Source organism: Pseudoduganella danionis (genome assembly GCF_009720775.1).
In the GTDB taxonomy this organism is placed as follows: Bacteria; Pseudomonadota; Gammaproteobacteria; order Burkholderiales; family Burkholderiaceae_D; genus Rugamonas; species Rugamonas danionis.
Map to the genome: position 1 here is coordinate 1044439 of NZ_WNKW01000001.1, position 18851 is coordinate 1063289.

Annotated in this window: 18 protein-coding genes; 16 read left to right on the top strand and 2 right to left on the bottom strand. The window is 59.6% G+C overall.

The window, feature by feature from the left end; translation table 11 throughout:
* The first annotated feature begins 155 nt into the window (after positions 1–155).
* From accD to GM655_RS04515, 6 genes are all read left to right on the top strand, one after another.
* On the top strand, positions 156–1028 hold the full coding sequence (gene accD, locus GM655_RS04490; protein ID WP_155433388.1) for an acetyl-CoA carboxylase, carboxyltransferase subunit beta: 873 nt from the start codon (positions 156–158) through the stop codon (positions 1026–1028).
* Positions 1029–1109: 81 nt separating this feature from the next.
* Positions 1110–2432, top strand: coding sequence for a bifunctional tetrahydrofolate synthase/dihydrofolate synthase (gene folC / locus GM655_RS04495; protein WP_155433389.1), 1323 nt, complete (start codon positions 1110–1112; stop codon positions 2430–2432).
* A gap of 22 nt (positions 2433–2454) precedes the next feature.
* On the top strand, positions 2455–3510 hold the full coding sequence (locus tag GM655_RS04500; protein ID WP_155433390.1) for an SPOR domain-containing protein: 1056 nt from the start codon (positions 2455–2457) through the stop codon (positions 3508–3510).
* A gap of 24 nt (positions 3511–3534) precedes the next feature.
* Complete coding sequence (locus tag GM655_RS04505) at positions 3535–4023, top strand: CvpA family protein (RefSeq protein ID WP_371866702.1); 489 nt, start codon at positions 3535–3537, stop codon at positions 4021–4023.
* A gap of 38 nt (positions 4024–4061) precedes the next feature.
* Positions 4062–5585 (top strand): amidophosphoribosyltransferase, encoded by a 1524-nt coding sequence (gene purF, locus GM655_RS04510; RefSeq protein ID WP_155433391.1) that lies wholly within the window; start codon positions 4062–4064, stop codon positions 5583–5585.
* 50 nt (positions 5586–5635) lie between these two features.
* Entirely contained in the window at positions 5636–6880 is a 1245-nt protein-coding gene (locus GM655_RS04515) for a cystathionine gamma-synthase family protein (protein WP_155433392.1), read from the top strand.
* An 81-nt stretch (positions 6881–6961) separates the two neighbouring features.
* Here the strand turns inward: GM655_RS04515 and lexA are convergent, their stop codons facing one another.
* The gene (lexA, locus tag GM655_RS04520) at positions 6962–7600 is read right to left on the bottom strand and encodes a transcriptional repressor LexA (protein ID WP_155433393.1); all 639 of its coding nucleotides are present in this window, start codon (positions 7598–7600) and stop codon (positions 6962–6964) included.
* A 396-nt stretch (positions 7601–7996) separates the two neighbouring features.
* Here lexA and rpsF point away from each other — a divergent pair, with 396 nt between their 5' ends.
* The 8 genes from rpsF (at position 7997) to GM655_RS04560 (ending at position 13720) form a co-directional block, all read left to right on the top strand.
* Positions 7997–8383: a 30S ribosomal protein S6 gene (gene rpsF / locus GM655_RS04525; RefSeq protein WP_155433394.1), complete on the top strand. Its 387-nt coding sequence runs from the start codon at positions 7997–7999 to the stop codon at positions 8381–8383.
* 17 nt (positions 8384–8400) lie between these two features.
* Positions 8401–8706, top strand: a complete 306-nt coding sequence (gene priB / locus GM655_RS04530; protein ID WP_155433395.1) for a primosomal replication protein N — start codon at positions 8401–8403, stop codon at positions 8704–8706.
* A gap of 15 nt (positions 8707–8721) precedes the next feature.
* On the top strand, positions 8722–9012 hold the full coding sequence (gene rpsR / locus GM655_RS04535; RefSeq protein ID WP_155433396.1) for a 30S ribosomal protein S18: 291 nt from the start codon (positions 8722–8724) through the stop codon (positions 9010–9012).
* Positions 9013–9046: 34 nt separating this feature from the next.
* Positions 9047–9499: a 50S ribosomal protein L9 gene (gene rplI, locus GM655_RS04540; RefSeq protein WP_155433397.1), complete on the top strand. Its 453-nt coding sequence runs from the start codon at positions 9047–9049 to the stop codon at positions 9497–9499.
* A gap of 122 nt (positions 9500–9621) precedes the next feature.
* Complete coding sequence (locus GM655_RS04545; protein ID WP_155433398.1) at positions 9622–11007, top strand: replicative DNA helicase; 1386 nt, start codon at positions 9622–9624, stop codon at positions 11005–11007.
* A 63-nt stretch (positions 11008–11070) separates the two neighbouring features.
* Positions 11071–11697: a DUF47 domain-containing protein gene (locus GM655_RS04550; RefSeq protein ID WP_155433399.1), complete on the top strand. Its 627-nt coding sequence runs from the start codon at positions 11071–11073 to the stop codon at positions 11695–11697.
* 30 nt (positions 11698–11727) lie between these two features.
* Entirely contained in the window at positions 11728–12738 is a 1011-nt protein-coding gene (locus tag GM655_RS04555; RefSeq protein WP_155433400.1) for an inorganic phosphate transporter, read from the top strand.
* A gap of 172 nt (positions 12739–12910) precedes the next feature.
* Positions 12911–13720, top strand: a complete 810-nt coding sequence (locus tag GM655_RS04560) for a metallophosphoesterase (protein WP_229632366.1) — start codon at positions 12911–12913, stop codon at positions 13718–13720.
* A gap of 27 nt (positions 13721–13747) precedes the next feature.
* Here GM655_RS04560 and GM655_RS04565 read toward each other — a convergent pair whose 3' ends face one another.
* Positions 13748–14644, bottom strand: a complete 897-nt coding sequence (locus GM655_RS04565) for an MBL fold metallo-hydrolase (protein ID WP_155433402.1) — start codon at positions 14642–14644, stop codon at positions 13748–13750.
* Between the two features lie 197 nt (positions 14645–14841).
* On the opposite strand from GM655_RS04565, the gene GM655_RS04570 reads away from it, so the two are divergent.
* Positions 14842–16461, top strand: a complete 1620-nt coding sequence (locus GM655_RS04570; protein ID WP_155433403.1) for an HD-GYP domain-containing protein — start codon at positions 14842–14844, stop codon at positions 16459–16461.
* 8 nt (positions 16462–16469) lie between these two features.
* Entirely contained in the window at positions 16470–18737 is a 2268-nt protein-coding gene (locus GM655_RS04575) for a CHASE2 domain-containing protein (RefSeq protein ID WP_155433404.1), read from the top strand.
* The last annotated feature ends 114 nt before the right edge of the window (positions 18738–18851 follow it).

Here is an 18851-nt window from a genome sequence, read left to right on the forward strand (position 1 = left end):
GATAGTCCTCACAGGGAATGATGCGGCTAGTAGGGGATTTACTCTAAAACGGCGGCGGGAACATGACGAAACCGAAAAATTAATGTATCGCAATGTTCGACAGGGGGGCCAGAAACGGCTACACTTCGGCCACAAGTTTGCTGTAAGGAGAATTTATGAGTTGGTTGGAAAAACTGCTGCCCCCACGAATCCAGCGTTCCGATGCTGGCGCGCGCAAGACCATGCCCGAAGGTCTGTGGGTCAAATGCCCATCCTGCGAAGCCGTGCTGTACCGCACCGATCTGGAATCGAACCTGCATGTTTGCCCTAAATGCGACCATCACATGCGTATCCGCGCGCGCGAACGTCTGGACAGCCTGTTCGACGCCGGCGGCCGCTACGAAATCGGCATGGACACACTGCCAGTCGATAGCCTGAAATTCAAAGACAGCAAGAAATACCCAGACCGCCTGAAACAGGCCATGGAAGCCACCGGCGAGACCGATGCGCTGATCGTCATGGGTGGTTCCATCATGAGCCTGCCGGTCGTGGTGGCCTGCTTCGAGTTCGAATTCATGGGCGGTTCCATGGGTTCCGTCGTCGGCGAGCGTTTCGTGCGTGGCGCGCAAGTGGCGCTGGAACAGAAAGTGCCGTTCGTCTGCATCACCGCCACCGGCGGTGCGCGTATGCAGGAAGGCCTGATGTCGCTGATGCAGATGGCTAAAACCACGGCCATGCTGACCAAGTTGTCCGACAAGAAACTGCCATTCATCAGCGTGCTGACCGACCCGACCATGGGCGGCGTGTCCGCATCGTTCGCCTTCATGGGTGACGTGGTGATTGCCGAGCCGAAAGCCCTGATCGGCTTCGCCGGCCCGCGCGTGATCGAAAACACCGTGCGTGAAAAACTGCCGGAAGGTTTCCAGCGTGCTGAGTTCCTCGTCACCAAGGGCGCCGTGGACATGATCGTAGACCGCCGCAAGATGCGCGAAGAAATCGCCCGTCTGCTGGCCCTGCTGCAGAATCAGGCCGCCGAAGTACTCGCCTAAAATTCGCTGGCTTTGCCACGCGACGGCGCGCAATCCGGTATCATCCGGCCTGCGCGCCGTTTTACATTCTGAGTCACCATCATGCCTAGCTCCCAAACTACCCCTGTTTCGCCCCCTGCCGCCACGCCTGATAACCTGCCTGAATGGCTAGCGCTGCTGGAGTCGCGCCACGCTGAAACCGTCATCAACATGGGGCTGGACCGTGTTCTGGCCGTCAAGGAGCGCTTGCAGTTGCAATTTAGCTGCCCCGTGATCATGGTGGCCGGTACCAATGGCAAAGGTTCGACCTGCTCGATGCTGGAATCCGTGCTGCTGCGCGCCGGCTACAAAGTGGGCCTGTACATCAAACCGCATTTCCTCGACTTTAACGAGCGTGCGCGCGTGAATGGCGATCTGGCCAGCGACGCGGCTCTGGTGGCGGCCTTCAATGCGGTCGAAGCCGTGCGCGGCGACACTCCGCTAACGTATTTCGAGTTCACCACGCTGGCCATCATGCATCTGCTGGCTGGCGCCGGCATGGATGTGGTGATACTGGAAGTGGGACTGGGCGGCCGTCTGGATGCCGTCAACATCGTTGATGCCGATGTGGCCATCGTCACCAGCGTCGACATCGACCATACGGATTATCTCGGCGATACGCGCGAAGCCATCGGTTTCGAGAAAGCCGGCATCTTCCGCGCCGGTAAGACGGCGATCTGCTCCGACCCTGTGCCGCCACAGTCGCTGATCGACCATGCCAACGCGATTGGTGCCGATCTGTGGCTGATGGGGCGCGACTTCAATTATTCGGGCGACAAGCAGCAATGGAACTACGGCGGCCGTGGTCAGCGCCGCAATGCGCTGGCCTATCCTAGCCTGCGTGGCGCCAATCAGATACTGAATGCCTGCGCTGCGCTGGCCGCGCTGGAAGCACTCAAGCTGGAATTGCCGGTGGGCGCGCAGGAAGTGCGCACGGGGCTGGTGACGGTAGAGCTGCCGGGCCGCTTCCAGGTGCTGCCGGGCCGTCCTAGCGTGATCCTCGATGTGGCGCACAATCCGCACGCGGCAGCGGCGCTCAACCAGAACCTCGGCAACATGGGCTACCACCCCTACACCTATGCCGTGTTCGGCTCCATGCAGGACAAGGATATCGAAGGCGTGATCGCCGCCATGTCGGAGCACGTCGATCACTGGTGTCTGACCACGCTGCCTTCGCCACGCTCGGCCACGGCAGCCGAACTGGCGGCGAAAGTGCAGGCCGTGCAGCCGGAACGCGACGAACGCACCATCACCACCTTCGATGATCCGGGCTCGGCTTACGCAAATGCCATCAGCCGGGTCGGGGAGAATGATAGAATTGTGGTCTTTGGATCTTTCCTCACGGTCGCCGGTGTCATGGCGGCGCGAAAATCCGCTCTACACTGAACGCACAGGACTGAAATCACGCATGGGCTTGTTCTCGAAACTCGGTAAAAACAAGCAAGATACTGCTGGTCAGGATAGCGGCTACTACAGCAGCGCCGACGAGCAGACAATGACGGAGCGCGCCCGTTCCAAGCGCGCCTCGTCGGCCAATAGCAAGGGACGGGGCGGACGCGAACGCGACGCTGACGACCCTATGCTGCCGGAAAAGAAACGCGCGCGCCGACGTCTGGTCGGCGCCATCGCGCTGGCGCTGGGCGTGGCCATCGGCCTGCCCATGGTGCTCGATTCCGAGCCCAAGCCGCTGTCGTCCGATATAGAAATCAAAATTCCTCCCAAAGACCGCGCCGATGCTGCCGGCATGACGCCCGTAGTGGCGCAGAGCGCTGCGCTCGACGCCAAGGAAGAAATTGTTGATCCGGGCAAGGGGGGGCGTGGTGCGCTGGCGCTCAAAGCGGACGCGACGATTTCCGCTCCTGCGGCAGCGGCGGAAGCTGCGCCAGCGGCCGGTACGCCCGCCAAGGTGGCGCCCGTGCGGGTCGAGAGTGCACAGGCCGAGCCGGAACTGCGTTCCGATTCGCGCGCCCGTTCCGAAGCCATCATCCGTGCCCGTCAGGAGCGCGAAGCCAAGGCCGAAGCGCAAGCCCGTCAGGATGCCGACTACAAGCTGGAAGTGGAACGCAAGATGGCCGAAGTGAAAGCGGCGGCCGATGCCAAAGCCCGCGCGGCAGCAGCCAAGCAGGCCGGCGAGAGCGCCAAGCCCGGTGGTGATGCCAAGGCCGCAGAAGATGCGCGTGCGCTGGCTATACTGGAAGGCAAACCGGCCGCCAAGCCGGCGGCAGCGGCCGCCGACGCCAATCAGAAATTTGTGCTGCAGGTGGCCGCTCTGACCGACCACGACAAGGTGGAAGAGCTGCGTGACAAGCTGAAAAAAGCCGGCATCAGTTCCTTCACGGAGAAAACCCCGTCCGGTGACCGTACGCGTGTGCGTGTAGGCCCGTTCAGCAACAAGGATGACGCGGAAAAAGTCCGCGCCAAGCTGAGCGCCATGGGCCTGAGCGGTCGCGTGGAAGCGCAGTAACGCTACGCTAACGGGCCACCTAGCGTGACGGTATTCGACTATCTGGTGCTGTTCGTGCTGGGCGCCTCGGTGGTGATCAGTCTGATGCGCGGACTGGTCAAGGAAGTGCTGTCGCTGGCCGGCTGGGTGCTGGCGTTTGTGGTGGCCAATGCTTACGCGGCGGCGCTGGGGCAGATGCTGCCGCCGGCCGTGCCCGGTGAAGTATTGCGGCTGATACTGGCGTTTATCGCGCTGTTTATCGGCACCCGTATTCTGACCGGCTTGCTGGCCATGGCGCTAAGCGCCTTGCTGGAAGCCGGTGGCCTGAGCTGGGCAGATCGTCTGCTGGGCGTGGCATTCGGATTGTTGCGCGGTCTGCTGATCGTGCTGACGGTAGTGATTTTGTGCGGCATGACGTCCATGCCGCAGCAGCCTTTCTGGCGTGAAGCGCGATTGAGCCCGTATGCGGAAGCTCTCGCGCACCACGTCAAACCGCTGTTACCCGCTGCGCTCGCGCAGCATGTGAATTTTTGAAGTCTTTAAATCTGTAGTACCTGTCCAGGAGCAACATCATGTGTGGCATCGTCGGCGTCGTTTCCCATCAACCTGTCAATCAATTGCTGTATGACGCACTGCTGCTGTTGCAGCACCGCGGTCAGGATGCGGCGGGTATTGCGACCAATCACAGCAGCATGTTCGCCATGCACAAGGCCAATGGTCTGGTGCGTGACGTCTTCCGTACCCGTAATATGCGTACGCTGCAAGGTAACTCGGGTATCGGCCACTGCCGTTACCCAACGGCTGGCTCGTCGAGCGAAGAAGAAGCGCAACCGTTCTACGTCAACGCGCCGTACGGCATCACGCTGGCACACAACGGTAACCTGACCAACTGGGAACAGTTGAAGCAGGACATGTTCAAGATCGACCGTCGCCACATCAACACGGATTCCGATTCGGAAGTGCTGCTGAACGTGCTCGCGCACGAAATCCAGAAAGCCACCACCGGCATCTCGATCGATGCGGACACCATCTTCCAGGCCGTGGCCGTGCTGCACCGTCGTGTGCGCGGCGGCTATGCTGCCGTGGCGCAGATCGCTGACGTGGGCCTGCTGGCCTTCCGCGATCCGTTCGGCATCCGTCCTCTGTGCCTGGGCAAGAACGAAACTGCGCAAGGCACCGAATACATGGTGGCCTCCGAATCGGTAGCGCTGGAAGGCATGGGCTTCCGTTTCGTGCGCGATATCGCGCCGGGCGAAGCCGTGTTCATCGATCTGGACATGAACGTGCACACCCGTCAGTGCGCCGACAATCCGACCCTGAACCCATGCGTGTTCGAGTTCGTGTATCTGGCCCGTCCCGATTCCGTGATTGACGGTGCTTCCGTCTACGCCACCCGTCTGAAGATGGGCGAGTATCTGGCCGAGAAAATCAAGCGTGAATTCAAGGATGGCGAAATTGACGTGGTCATGCCGATCCCCGATTCCTCGCGTCCTGCCGCCATTCAGCTGGCGCTGGCGCTGAACGTGGAATACCGTGAAGGCTTCATCAAGAACCGCTACATCGGCCGTACCTTCATCATGCCGGGTCAGGCTGCGCGTAAAAAATCCGTGCGCCAGAAGCTGAACGCGATCGCCAGCGAATTCAAGGACAAAGTCGTGCTGCTGGTGGATGACTCCATCGTGCGCGGCACCACCAGCCGTGAGATCGTGCAGATGGCACGTGAAGCGGGCGCCAAGAAAGTCATCTTCGCTTCGGCCGCGCCACCGGTGATCTACCCTAACGTGTACGGCATCGACATGCCTACCCGCGACGAGCTGATCGCCTACGGCCGCACCAATGAAGAAGTGTGCCGTGAGATCACTGCTGATGCGCTGGTGTATCAGGACATCGACGCGCTGAAGCGCGCCATCGCGGATGTGAATCCGGCACTGCAGAATTTCGAAGCGTCGTGCTTCGATGGCGTCTACGTCACCGGCGATATTTCGAAGGACTATCTGGACAAGCTGGAATATGCGCGCCACAACCCCAAGGCCGGCAAGCCTGAAGATGCGGCCCGTACCCAGCTCAATCTGAATCTCGCAGCCACGGAAGGCTGATGAATGCCCGGTGCAGTGTGCACCGGGTTTTTTTTTTTGAATCTGTACTCATGAACGACAAAAAGAATTACGGCTTTACCACCACCATCCTGCACAACGACCGCCGCAAAGGTATCGAGCACGGCTCGCTGCACAAGCCGGTGCATACTTCGGTGGCCTTTGGTTACGCCGATGCGCGCCAGCTGGCTTCCGTGTTTCAAGGTAAAGAGCCGGGCTTCCGCTACGGCCGTCAGGGCAATCCGACTGTCTCGGCGCTGGAAGATAAAGTGAACCAGATGGAGCAGGGCGTCGGTACGCTGTGCTTCGCGACCGGCATGGGCGCTATCGGCGCCGTATTCCAGGCGCTGCTGCGCGCGGGCGACCATGTAGTGTCGTCTTCTTTCCTGTTCGGGAATACCAACAGCCTGTGGCAGACCACCATGGCGCAGGGCGTGGCCGTATCGTTCGTCGATGCCACCAGCGTGGATGCGGTGGCGGCGGCCATCACCGAGCAGACCCGCATCGTGTTCGTCGAAACCATCGCCAACCCGCGCACCCAGATTGCCGATCTGGCCCGCATCGGTGAACTGTGCCGCGCGCGTGGCATCCTGTACATCGTCGATAACACCATGACCACGCCTTATTTGTTCCGGCCCAAAGCCGTGGGTGCCGGTCTGGTGGTGAATGCGCTGACCAAGTCCATCGCCGGCCACGGCATGGCACTGGGCGGCAGCCTGACCGATACGGGCGAATACGACTGGACCAAGTTCCCCAACATCTACGAGAACTACAAAAAGGCGGCAGCCAAGCAGTGGGGGCTGGCACAGATCCGCGCCAAAGGCTTGCGCGACTTCGGTGCTTCGCTCGCACCGGAAGCGGCGCACCACATCGCCGTGGGCGCGGAAACGCTGGCGCTGCGCATGGAGCGCACCTGCGCCAATGCGCTGGCACTGGCACGTCTGCTGGAAGCAGATGAACGCGTAGCGGCGGTCTACTATCCAGGGCTCGCTTCGCACCCGCAGCACAAGCTGGCCGGTGAACTGTTCCGCAGCTATGGTTCGCTGCTGAGCTTCGAACTGAAGGACGGCATCGATTGCTTCGATTTTCTGAATCGCTTGCAACTGGCGATTCCGGCCTCGAATCTGGGCGACACCCGTACCCTGATCATTCCGGTGGCGCACACCATCTTCTACGAGATGGGCGCAGAGCGTCGCGCTTCGATGGGCATTGCCGAATCGCTGATCCGCGTTTCGGTCGGCATCGAAGATACGGAAGATTTGCTGGCGGATTTTGCCAACGCGCTCAACGCCAGCTAAGCGAATAATCTGCTCGTATAAAAAAGGGGAGGTGGCGCCAGCAGGCTGGCGCCACCTCCCTTTTTTATTTGTGCGGCAGGCTTAGTGCCAGGTGCGCATCAGGCCTACGGCCAGACCTTCGAGCGCGAATTCGTCCGCTTCCGGATCGACCTTGATGATCTTGAAGTCGGGGTTTTCCGGCAGCAGTTCGATATTGCTGCCCGTCTTGCGGTAGCGCTTGACGGTGACTTCATTGCCGATACGGGCCACCACGATCTGGCCGTTCTTGGCGCTATCGACTTTTTTCACGGCCAGCAAATCGCCATCCATGATGCCGGCGTCGCGCATCGATTCGCCGCGTACCTTGAGCAGGTAGTCGGGCTTGGAGGCGAACATGGCAGGATCGACGCTGTAGCTGGTTTCCAGATTTTCCTGCGCGAGGATGGGCGAACCGGCGGCCACGCGGCCGATCAGCGGCAGCGACATCATCAGCGCGGCCGGGACTTTTGGCATGGCCGCTTCGGCATGGGCGCCGATCAGGCGTATGCCGCGCGACGTGCCGGCAGCGATCTCGATCGCACCCTTGCGCGCCAGTGCCTGCAAGTGTTCTTCCGCTGCATTGGCCGATTTGAAGCCGAGTTCATTGGCAATTTCGGCGCGGGTGGGAGGGAAACCCGTGTTCTCGATGGCATCCTTGATCAGATTAAGGATCTGTTCCTGCCGTGCGGTGAGCTTGATCATAGAGTGCGGTGGCCTGTGAATATAGACAGTCTGTATTTTTGTACAGTGTGGCGGGAAATGCAAGGGGATTTGTTGCTTTGAACGAAATATATTTGCCTAGACCAAGAGGGCGAGGTGGGAGGCACGCGAAAAGAAAAAAAGTCTAGAACGGTCTAGAACGGTCTAGATTAGTCTAGAACGGTCTAGAAGTTGCTCGGTTCAGGAATTTCTAGACCGTTTTAGATCGTTCTAGACCGTTCTAGACCAAACTAGACTTTAAATAAAAATGTCCCTAGTCCCCCTGCGGTGCGGGTGCTGGCTTTTTGTCATAAAAGCTGCTATAGTCGCGGGCTTACCTCTTCCCACACCTGTCTTGACGCCAGGGTGGGCATATTCACAGTCCTTAAGGGAGTTTGCATGCGTCACTATGAAATAGTATTTATCGTCCACCCGGACCAAAGCGAGCAAGTGCCTGCCATGATCGAACGTTACAAAGCATCCGTAACGAGCCGTGGCGGTAACGTCCACCGTGTTGAAGATTGGGGCCGTCGTCAAATGGCTTACTCGATCCAGAAACTGGCTAAAGCGCACTACATCTGCATGAACATCGAATGCGACAACGAGACCCTGGTCGAGCTGGAAACCGCCTTCAAATTCAATGATGCCGTGCTGCGTCACCTGACCGTCAAGATGAAGAAAGCTGAAACCGCTCCTTCGCCTATGATGAAGTCGGTACAACGTGAAGATGCAGCGAAATCGCATCGCGCCGAAGCTCCTGCAGCTGCTGCTGCTCCTGCAGCCTAAGAGCTGAAGGAGGCGGACTGAATCAGCTCCAGTTCATTGCCCTGATCGCCGAACGGGAAGCCTTGCGCTACACCCCGGCCGGTATGCCGATCGTGAATGCTGTCCTTCAGCACCGGTCACAGCAAGTCGAGGCAGGAATTGCGCGGGTGAGCGAGTTTGAAATAGCCGCAGTTGCTGCAGGCGAAATTTCAAACCGGTTTCATCAGGCGCCACTCGGAGGTCTGTATCAGTTCAGCGGTTTTCTGAACAAGAAAAACCGCAATAGCAAAAGCCTGGTGTTTCACATCATTGATTTTAGTGCTGTCCAAGACAGCTCAATTTAGATACAGGAGCCTAAAATGGCATTCGGTAAAAAGTTCGACAAAAACAAGCTCAAGCTGAAAGAAAAGCGTAAGCAACAAAACCCACTGTTCAAACGTAAGAAGTTCTGCCGCTTCACCGCTGCTGGCGTTGAACAAGTTGACTACAAAGACGTCGACACCCTGAAAGATTTCATCCAGGAAAACGGCAAAATCATGCCAGCACGTCTGACCGGCACCAAAGCGCTGTACCAGCGTCAAGTGGACACCGCGATCAAACGCGCTCGCTATCTGGCCCTGCTGCCTTACACCGATCTGCACAACGCTTAATTGCGGCGGCTAGATAAGATTCTGGAGAAGAACTATGCAAATCATTCTGTTGGAAAAAGTTGTCAACCTGGGCAACCTGGGTGAAGTCGTTAAAGTTAAAGACGGTTACGCACGTAACTTCCTGATCCCGCAAAAAATGGCACGCCGCGCTACCGCTGCTGCTGTGGCGGAATTCGAAGTAAAACGCGCTGAACTGGAAAAAGCTGCTGCCGCTAAACTGGCTGCTGCTCAAGCCCAAGGCGAAAAACTGAACGGCATGACCGTGACCGTATCGCAGAAAGCCGGCGTTGACGGCCGTCTGTTCGGTTCCGTAACCAACTTCGACATCGCTGAAGCGCTGACCAAAGCAGGTTTCCCTGTTGAGAAAGCTGCTGTGCGTATGCCTACCGGCCCTCTGAAGGCTGTTGGCGAGCACCCAGTGAGCGTGTCGCTGCACACCGACGTTCTGGTGGAAGTGACCGTTGCTGTCGTAGGCGAAGCTGCCTAAAAAACTGGAACAGACGGCAACGTCTGTCTAGTTTTGCAACATCTGTGTAAAAAAGCCGGGTTCGCCCGGCTTTTTTCTTGTCATGATTCTGTAGTACTGCACAAGCAGGTATAATTCGCGCCATGAACGCCCCCTCCGATCCGCAAGTCGATTCGCTACGCGTCCCGCCGCATTCCATCGAAGCAGAACAGTCCGTTATTGGCGGTCTGCTGCGCGATAATGCAGCGTTCGACCGCATTGCGGATATGATGCATCCGGAAGACTTCTATCGCTACGACCACCGCATCATCTTCGAGCAGATCGTCAAGATGATCAATGCGTCCAAGCCGGCCGACGTGATCACCGTGTTCGAGAACCTGACCCAGTTGGGCAAGGCCGAAGACGTGGGCGGTCTGGCCTACCTGAATGCGATGGCGCAGAATACCCCGTCGGCCGCGAATATCCGCCGCTATGCGGAAATCGTGCGCGACCGCAGCATTCTGCGCCAGCTGATTACCGTGGCTGACGAAATTTCCGGTCAGGCCTTCAGCCCGCAAGGCAAGGAAGTCAAGCAGATGCTGGACGAGGCGGAATCGAAGATCTTCGCGATTGCCGAGCAGGGCGCCCGTGGCGCCGCCGGCTGGACTGCCGTGCAGCCGCTGCTGACCCAGGTGGTCGAGCGTATCGACGAGCTGTACTCGCGCGAAAACCAGTCGGAAATTACCGGCGTGCCTACCGGCTTTATCGACCTCGACCGCATGACGTCGGGGCTGCAGCCGGGCGATCTGGTGATTGTGGCCGGTCGTCCTTCCATGGGTAAAACGGCGTTCTCCGTCAATATCGGTGAAAACGTGGCGATTGAAGCGGGCCTGCCCGTGGCCGTGTTCTCGATGGAGATGGGCGGCGCCCAGCTGGCCATGCGTATGCTCGGTTCGGTCGGCCAGCTTGACCAGCACCGTCTGCGTACCGGTCGTCTGCTCGACGAAGACTGGCCACGCCTGACCCATGCTATCCAGAAGATGAACGACGCCCAGTTGTTCATCGACGAAACTCCGGCCTTGAATCCGATCGAGATGCGCGCCCGTGCGCGCCGGCTGTCGCGCCAGTGCGGCAAGCTCGGTCTGATCATCGTCGACTACCTGCAGCTGATGCAGGGCTCCACCCCGGGCGATAACCGCGCTTCGGAAATTTCCGAAATTTCGCGTAGCCTGAAAGGTCTGGCGAAAGAGCTGCAGTGCCCCGTGATTGCACTGTCGCAGCTGAACCGCTCGCTGGAGCAACGTCCCAATAAACGTCCCGTCATGTCCGACTTGCGCGAATCCGGCGCTATCGAGCAGGACGCGGACGTCATCATCTTCCTGTATCGCGACGAGGTCTACAACCCCGACTCGCCCGATAAGGGAACGGCCGAGATCATTATCGGTAAGCAGCGTAACGGCCCGATCGGCGCGGTACGTCTGACCTGGATCGGCCAGTACACCAAGTTTGGTAATTACGTCGGTAACCTGGCCCTGTATCAGGGTGATTAATCTTTACGTAGCCCCGTATCCCTGGGGCGACGATCTGCAGTACTTAATGAACGGAGAATACAAATGTTTGGACGTTTGATGCCCACCGAGGGCAAATTTTTTGACCTGTTTAACCAGCACGCCGACCTGTGCGTCAAAGGTGCAAAAGAGATGCTGGGCCTGATGTCCAATTTCGATGATCTGGAAAATCGCGTGCACGCGATCGAGAGCATCGAGAAGCAGGCTGACAAAATCACTTACGCAACGGTAGACCTGTTGCACAAGACTTTCATCACCCCTATCGACCGTGACGACATCCACAAGCTGGTCACCAAGATGGACGATATTCTGGACCTGCTGGAAGATGCGGCCCAGACCGTGTCGCTGTATGACCTGCACTCGGTCACGCCGGAAGCCAAGCGTCTGGCCGAACTGGTACTGGCCTGCTCGGAAAAAGTGCGCGACGCCGTGGCCCTGCTGCACAACATGGACAACTCGAAACAGATCGTTGCGATCTGCGAAGAAATCGACCGGCTGGAATCGGACGCCGACCATGTGATGCGCGCTGCCATGTCCAAGCTGTTCCGCGATGAACCGGACGTGCGCAACCTGATCAAGATGAAAGCCATCTACGAAATTCTGGAAACCGTGACTGACCGTTGCGAAGATGTGGCCAACATCATCGAAGGCATCATCGTCGAAAACGCATAACGCATAACAACTACAAAAGAATAGTCCAATATGCATACCCTACAAATCAGCATCTATGTGCTGGGCCTGCTGATTGCCCTGGCACTGGTGTTCGACTTCATGAACGGCTTCCATGATGCCGCCAATGCGATTGCCACCGTGGTGTCTACCGGCGTGCTGAAACCGCAGGCGGCCGTGGCCATGGCCGCGCTGTTCAACTTCACGGCGATCTTCGTGGTCGGCCTGCACGTGGCCGGCACGGTGGGCAAGGGCACCATCGATCCCGGCGTGGTCGACCAGTACGTCATCTTCGGCGCGCTGGTAGGCGCCATCGTGTGGAATCTGTTCACCTGGTACTACGGCATTCCTTCCTCGTCCTCGCACGCGCTGATCGGCGGTCTGGTCGGTGCAGCCGTGGCCAAGTCCGGCACCAGCGCGCTGGTCGGCGGCGGCCTGCTGAAAACCGTGCAATGGATCGTGCTGTCGCCGCTGATGGGCTTCGTGTTCGGTTCCATTATCATGCTGGTGGTGTCGTGGATCTTCGTGCGTTCCACCCCGCGCCGGGTGGATAGCTGGTTCCGCCGCCTGCAGCTGGTGTCGGCCGCTTCCTACAGCCTCGGTCATGGCGGTAACGATGCGCAGAAAACCATCGGTATCATCTGGATGCTGCTGATCGCTGTCGGTCAGGTGCCTAGCAATGCGACCGAACCACCGCTGTGGGTGGTGGTAGCCTGCTACACGGCGATTTCGATCGGCACCCTGTTCGGTGGCTGGCGTATCGTCAAGACCATGGGCCAGAAAATCACCAAGCTCAAACCGGTAGGCGGCTTCTGTGCCGAAACGGGTGGCGCCATCACGCTGCTGATCGCCAGCCACTTCGGTGTACCGGTGTCGACCACCCATACCATCACCGGCGCCATCGTCGGTGTGGGCTCGTCGCAGAAGATGTCGGCCGTACGCTGGGGCGTAGCCGGTAACATCGTCTGGGCCTGGGTGTTCACCATTCCGGCATCGGCCTTCGTGGCCGCGCTGGCGTGGTGGATTGGTCAGCACATCATGTAATTGCTTGCCACCGGCTACTGGCGGTTCGCGCTAGTCGCCAGTGGCAATTTCTGCGCGCGGGCCCAGGCCCGCTGCGGTGCCGCCAGCTTTGCACTATCATGGCTGCTGGCCGGCACCTGTCTCTTTTCCGATGTTCATCCCGCGAAGCAAACTCTACACTCGCCGCAGGCAATTGCTGCAATCGTGCCGCCACGCGCTGCTGCTGGGCGGGCTGGTGCGCCATGTCAGCTACCGGCTGGGCCTGCATGGCCAGCTGGGCGTGAGCACGCACCACGTCAGCCTGCCACCGCGCCAGCGCCTGGCACGGCCGCTGAAAATCGCTTTTGCTTCCGACCTGCATGCGGGGCCATCCACCCATCCAGCCATCTTCGAACAACTGTTTGCCCGTTTGCAGCAGGAGCAGCCCGATCTGCTGCTGCTCGGTGGCGACTATGTGGCCGGCCCGGCTCATCATGCGGCCCAGCTGTGCGCAGGGCTGGCAGCCTGCCAGCCACCGCTGGGCAAGTTCGGCGTATTCGGCAACCATGATCTGGCCACCGACGACGGCCACATCGGCGCCCTGTTTGCGGCGGCCGGTGTGCAGATGCTGGTCAACCGTGCCGTCGGGCTGGCTGCGCCGTTCCAGCAGGTGTCTGTGTGCGGCATGGATGATCCGTGGACGGGCGAGCCGAATCCGCGCATGACCTTTGCGCGCGCCGGTGCGGTGCGGATTTTTCTGGTGCATGCACCCGATGGTTTGCTGACGCTGTCGGGCCAGCGCTACCACATCGCTTTTGCCGGCCATACCCATGGCGGCCAGATCGCGCGCCGCAATGGCCGACCGCTGGTCTGGCCCAAGGGGCCGCTGTCGCGCAAGCTTTATCATGGGCGGTATGCGGTGGCGGGCAATGGCGACCTGATTGTCACGCGCGGCGTGGGCTGCAGCACCATCCCCGTGCGCCTGAATGCTGATCCGGAACTGGTGATCTGTACCCTGCAATAGGGCAGAGCGCAGCGCGCAGTCGCTGCCTTAGACTAGCTCGACCGTCATGCCTTCGTAGGCGAGGAAGACTTTCAGTTCGCCCAACTGGTCTGCGTAGCGGCCCATGACTTCGGCAAACACGGCTTCCAGTTCATCGTCGCTACGGGTCGGTTCGTGGTGGGTGCAGTACAGCGCCTTGACGCCGCAGCGCAGCGCCATGGCCAGCGCCGTATCGAACGTGCCGTGGCCCCAGCCCTGTTTGGCCGGATATTCTTCGCGCGTGTAGGAGCAGTCGGCAATCAGCGCATCCACGCCCTGCACCATGGCATCGATGGCGGCATTGCGCTCGGCCATCCAGTCGGCATACGCCGCATGGTCGCTATGCCCGGCCGGGTAGATGTTGTAGAGCGGTTCATGGTCGCCCGTAAAGAACAGCGACTTGCCGCCCGACTCGATGCGGTAGCCCAGATCCGTGGCCGGATGGTTCATCACCACATTGCGTACCACGGCATCGTCCAGCATGTAGGGCTGTTCGATGGCAAGGTTCTGGTATTCGATGGTGGCATCCATCTGGGTTTCGCTGACGGGGAAATAACTATTTTGCAATTGCACGCCCATCACATGTTCGATGCCATCGCCCGTGTCGGGATCGACCGCGCCGTGTAGGCGTACCCGGCTATCCTTGACGAATAGGGGCGAGAAGAAGGGCAGGCCGTGGATATGGTCCCAGTGGCTGTGGGTAATGAAAATGTTGGCGTGGATAGCGCCGGTTTTATTCTGCAGCAGCGCCTGGGCAAGCGGGAAGATGCCGGTGCCGCCATCGAGGATGAGCAGGGTGTTGTTTTTGCTGCGCACTTCGATGCAGGTAGTGTTGCCGCCGTAGCGCGCGGTGCGCGGCCCCGGCGAGGGGATGGAACCCCGCACTCCCCAGAAGGTAAATTTCATGTGTTCTTCCCTGACTTTTTACTGATCGCTGCGGGCGATGATAGCTTTTTTTTTCGATAACAGGGAAAAAGTGACAACGATAGCGACTAATTTGTGACGTGAGTCATTTCTTTCTATACACCGGCTTGCACCACGGATACACTCCAGATATCGACTGCGCCACGGGCGCTCACTTCTCCGTCGTGACACGTAAGGCCATGCAAGAGTTGAATCAGACCCAGATAGCCCAGCGGCTGGAACAGTTAATCGAGCTTAGCGTCGAACTGGGCAAACGTCACGATACGGACGCGCTGCTGGAACGCATACTGCAGGTTGCGCGCGGCATGACCCATGCGGATGGCGGCACGCTGTACCGCCCCAGCGAAGACCAGCGCACGCTGGAATTTGCCATCCTGTTCAATAACACCTTGAACTTCTACCAGGGCGGCGTCAGCGGCCAGCCTGTGACGGCGCCCGGCGTGCCGCTGTACGATGCTGCCGGCGAGCGCAATCTGGCGGCCGTTGCCGCCTATGCGGCCCATTTCGGCTTGTCCGTGAACATCGAGGATGTGTACAAGGCCGACGTATTCAACTTCTCTGGCATGGTCAAGTTCGACCAGATGCATGGCTACCATTCGCAATCTTTCCTGACGGTGCCCATGAGCGACCATGAGGGCGAGCTGGTCGGGGTGCTGCAGCTGATCAATGCCACCGATGCGGAAACGGGCCAGATCCGTGCGTTTAGCCAGACTGACCAGCGTTTCATCGAAGCGCTGGCGGCGCAGGCGGCCGTGGCCCTGACCAACCAGCGCCTGATCGCCCAGCTGGAAAACCTGCTGGAAGCGCTGGTCAACCTGATCAACATCGGCATCGACGATAAATCGCCTTACACGGGGCGGCACTGCCAGTTCGTCCCGGAGCTGACCATGATGCTGGCCGAAGCCGTGCACAATACGGCCACGGGGCCGATGGCAGATTTCCGCATGAGCGATGGCGACCGCAAGGAGCTCTGGCTGGCTGGCCTGCTGCACGATTGCGGCAAGATCACCACGCCCGTGCATGTGGTGGACAAGGCCAGCAAGCTGGAAACCATTTATGACCGTATCGCCACCGTCGATACGCGTTTCGAAGTGCTGCTGCGCGATGCTGAAATCGCCGCACTGAAACGCAAGCTGGCCGGTGCTGGCGAGCCTGCCCAGATCGATGCCGAGCTGGCGGCCGAACAGGCTGCGCTGCGCGCCGAGCGCGATTTCATCCGTTTGGCCAATGTGGGCGGCGAAGCCATGGCGGCGGCCGATCAGGAACGCGTGCGCAGCATCGCCCGGCGCAGCTGGACCGGGCCTGACGGTCAAGCGCACACCTTCCTGAGCGACAATGAAGTGCAGAACCTGACGATCAAGTACGGCACGCTGACGGAAGACGAGCGCAAGCAGATCAACAACCACATCTCGATGACCATCAAGATGCTGGAGGCGCTGCCTTGGCCGAAACACTTGAAGAATGTGCCCGAATATGCGGGCGGCCACCACGAGCGCATGGATGGCAAAGGCTATCCGCGTGGGCTGACGCGCGAGCAGATGTCGGTGCAGGCGCGCCTGATGGCCATCGCCGATATCTTCGAAGCACTGACGGCAGCCGACCGCCCCTACAAGAAAGGCAAGCTGCTGTCGGAAGCCTTGCACATCCTGGGTAATTTCTCGCTCAACGGCCACATCGATCCCGATTTGTTCGACATCTTTATTCGCAGCAAAGTCTATCTGCAGTTCGCGCACAAGAATATGGATCAGAAGCAAATCGACGCCATCGACGAAAGCCGCATCCCCGGCTACACGCCCTGAGTGCGGCCATGGGCATCCCGGTACGCTGGCGTAAGGCGGTGTCGAAATATGGCTGGCGCTGGCTGCTCAGTGCACTAGTCACAGCCGTGGGCGTGCTGTACGCGCTCAATATCTGGCACAGCGATGCGGTGGTGCGGCTGGATAATCTGCTGGCAGGCGAGCGCATGAAACTGGAAGCGCCCGTGCTCGATCCGCGCATCGTCATCGTCGATATCGATGGCAAGGCGCTCACGGAATTTGGCCGCTTTCCGTGGAGCCGCAATGTGCAGGCCCAACTGATCCGCCAGCTCACCGAGCACTATCGCGTAAAAGCCGTGGGCTACGATATTTCCTTCCCCGAGCCCGATACCAGTTCCGGCTATGGCGTACTGGCCAAACTGGCCGCGCAAGAACTACGCGATGTGCCGCTACTGCAGGACAAGCTGAACTCGCTACGCAGCGCGCTCGATTACGATGGCCTGTTTGCCAGCGCCTTGCGCGGCCAGCCGGTCATCCTCGGCTTCAATCTGTCGCCCGATCAGGTCAAAGGCGTGCTGCCGCCGCCGTTGTTCAGCGAGGCCGACCTGAATGGTCGCGAATTGCTGGCCTACAATGCGGCCGGCTATGAAGCCAATGTGCCAGTGCTGCAGCAGGCTGCCGCAGGCGCCGGTAGTTTTTCCGTGGTGACAGATCTGGACGGGGTGGTGCGTAATGCCTACCTGATCCAGCAGGTGGGCGAGCACTACTATCCTTCGCTGGCCGTGGCCACCAGCATGCTGTATCTCGATGCGCTGGCCGTCAAGCCGCTGCTGACGGAATCCGTCGATCAGTTGTCGCAGAGCCAGCTCGATAGCGGCGGCTACGATGCGCTGACCATTTTGCTGCGCGAACGCAAGCAGCGTCTGATACCGGTGGGTGAAGCGATGAGCACGGTGGTGCAGTTCCGTGGCCGTGGCGGTCCGGCCGGCGGTGCCTTCCGCTATGTGTCAGCGGCCGATGTGCTGACCGGGCGGGCGCCGCAGCAGCTACTACAAGGCACACTGGTGCTGATCGGGACCACAGCACCGGGCCTGGTCGACTTGCGCGCCACGCCCGTCAATCCCGAATATCCGGGCGTGGAAATCCATGCCAATATCATCAAGTCGATTCTCGACCAGCGTTTCAAGTCGCGCCCCTACACGGCCTTCGTGCAGGAAGCCGGCGTCATTCTGCTGCTGGGGCTGGGCTTGGGGCTGGTGCTGCCCTTGTTGTCGCCGCTGCGCTCCATCGTGCTGGGTGTGAGCGTGATCGCCGCCAGCATAGGCTTCAACCTGTATCTGTACCATGTGCATGACCTGATGTTCAATTCAGCCATGCTGATCCTCGTGCTGTTCGCCGTGTTCGTGCTGAATGTGGCCTGGGGCTATTTCTTCGAAGTGCGCAAAGGCCAGGCGCTGGTGTCGCGTTTCGGCGAATACGTGGCGCCGGAACTGGTGGCCGAAATGGCCGAAGACCCGGAACAATACAATATGGATGGCGAGAGCCGCGAACTGACGGTGATGTTTGTCGATGTGCGCGGCTTCACCACCATCTCGGAAGGGCTGACCCCCAAGCAACTGCGCGAGTACATCAATCTGTATCTGACGGCCATGTCGGAAGATATCCGCGATAGCCACCGCGGCACGCTCGACAAATACATAGGCGACGCCGTGATGGCGTTTTGGGGTGCCCCCGTTGCCTTTGCTGATCATGCCAGCCGTGGCGTGGCGACGGCGCTGCTGATGCAGGCCAGCGCCGCCCGGCTGAATCAGGACTTTCTGGCGCGCGGCTGGCCCGCGCTGAAAATCGGTATCGGCGTGAATTCCGGCCTCATGCATGTAGGCGACATGGGTTCCAGCATACGTCGCGCATATACGGTGATGGGCGATGCCGTGAATCTGGCCTCGCGGCTGGAAGGCATTACCAAGGTGTATGGCGTGGGCATAGCCGTGGGCGCGGCCACGCGCGCGGCAGCGCCGGAATTTGCCTACCGCGAACTCGATCTGGTGCGCGTCAAAGGCAAGCACGAGCCCGTAGCGATCTTCGAGCCGCTAGGCTTGCTCGCAGATCAAACGGCCCAGCAGCAGGCTGAACTGGCCCTGTGGCAGCAGGCGTTGGCTGAGCTCAGAGCCCAGCGCTGGGAAGCGGCGCACGCAGCATTGTTAAAACTGCCAGAAACGACGGCACTTTACCAGTTGTACCGTCAGCGTATTGCTTACTACCAGTCGCACCCGCCTGCTGCGGATTGGGATGGCGTGACCACGTTCGAGACCAAATAAACGGGCTCTAGTGTCGTAAAGTTGTTTCAAGGCTAGCGTGATTGCTGATTAGCCATAGGTTTGACTGTTTTTTGTGCATATAATGGCCTATAGAAAATAATTCCTGTTGGAATG

Coding starts and splice junctions, on each gene's coding strand:
- GM655_RS04550 (WP_155433399.1), top strand. CDS start 11,071: ATGTTTGGACGTTTGATGCCCACCGAGGGCAAATTTTTTGACCTGTTT.
- GM655_RS04565 (WP_155433402.1), bottom strand. CDS start 14,644: ATGAAATTTACCTTCTGGGGAGTGCGGGGTTCCATCCCCTCGCCGGGG.
- GM655_RS04515 (WP_155433392.1), top strand. CDS start 5,636: ATGAACGACAAAAAGAATTACGGCTTTACCACCACCATCCTGCACAAC.
- GM655_RS04575 (WP_155433404.1), top strand. CDS start 16,470: ATGGGCATCCCGGTACGCTGGCGTAAGGCGGTGTCGAAATATGGCTGG.
- GM655_RS04500 (WP_155433390.1), top strand. CDS start 2,455: ATGGGCTTGTTCTCGAAACTCGGTAAAAACAAGCAAGATACTGCTGGT.
- rpsR (WP_155433396.1), top strand. CDS start 8,722: ATGGCATTCGGTAAAAAGTTCGACAAAAACAAGCTCAAGCTGAAAGAA.
- folC (WP_155433389.1), top strand. CDS start 1,110: ATGCCTAGCTCCCAAACTACCCCTGTTTCGCCCCCTGCCGCCACGCCT.
- GM655_RS04570 (WP_155433403.1), top strand. CDS start 14,842: ATGCAAGAGTTGAATCAGACCCAGATAGCCCAGCGGCTGGAACAGTTA.
- rplI (WP_155433397.1), top strand. CDS start 9,047: ATGCAAATCATTCTGTTGGAAAAAGTTGTCAACCTGGGCAACCTGGGT.
- GM655_RS04545 (WP_155433398.1), top strand. CDS start 9,622: ATGAACGCCCCCTCCGATCCGCAAGTCGATTCGCTACGCGTCCCGCCG.
- rpsF (WP_155433394.1), top strand. CDS start 7,997: ATGCGTCACTATGAAATAGTATTTATCGTCCACCCGGACCAAAGCGAG.
- lexA (WP_155433393.1), bottom strand. CDS start 7,600: ATGATCAAGCTCACCGCACGGCAGGAACAGATCCTTAATCTGATCAAG.
- accD (WP_155433388.1), top strand. CDS start 156: ATGAGTTGGTTGGAAAAACTGCTGCCCCCACGAATCCAGCGTTCCGAT.
- GM655_RS04555 (WP_155433400.1), top strand. CDS start 11,728: ATGCATACCCTACAAATCAGCATCTATGTGCTGGGCCTGCTGATTGCC.
- purF (WP_155433391.1), top strand. CDS start 4,062: ATGTGTGGCATCGTCGGCGTCGTTTCCCATCAACCTGTCAATCAATTG.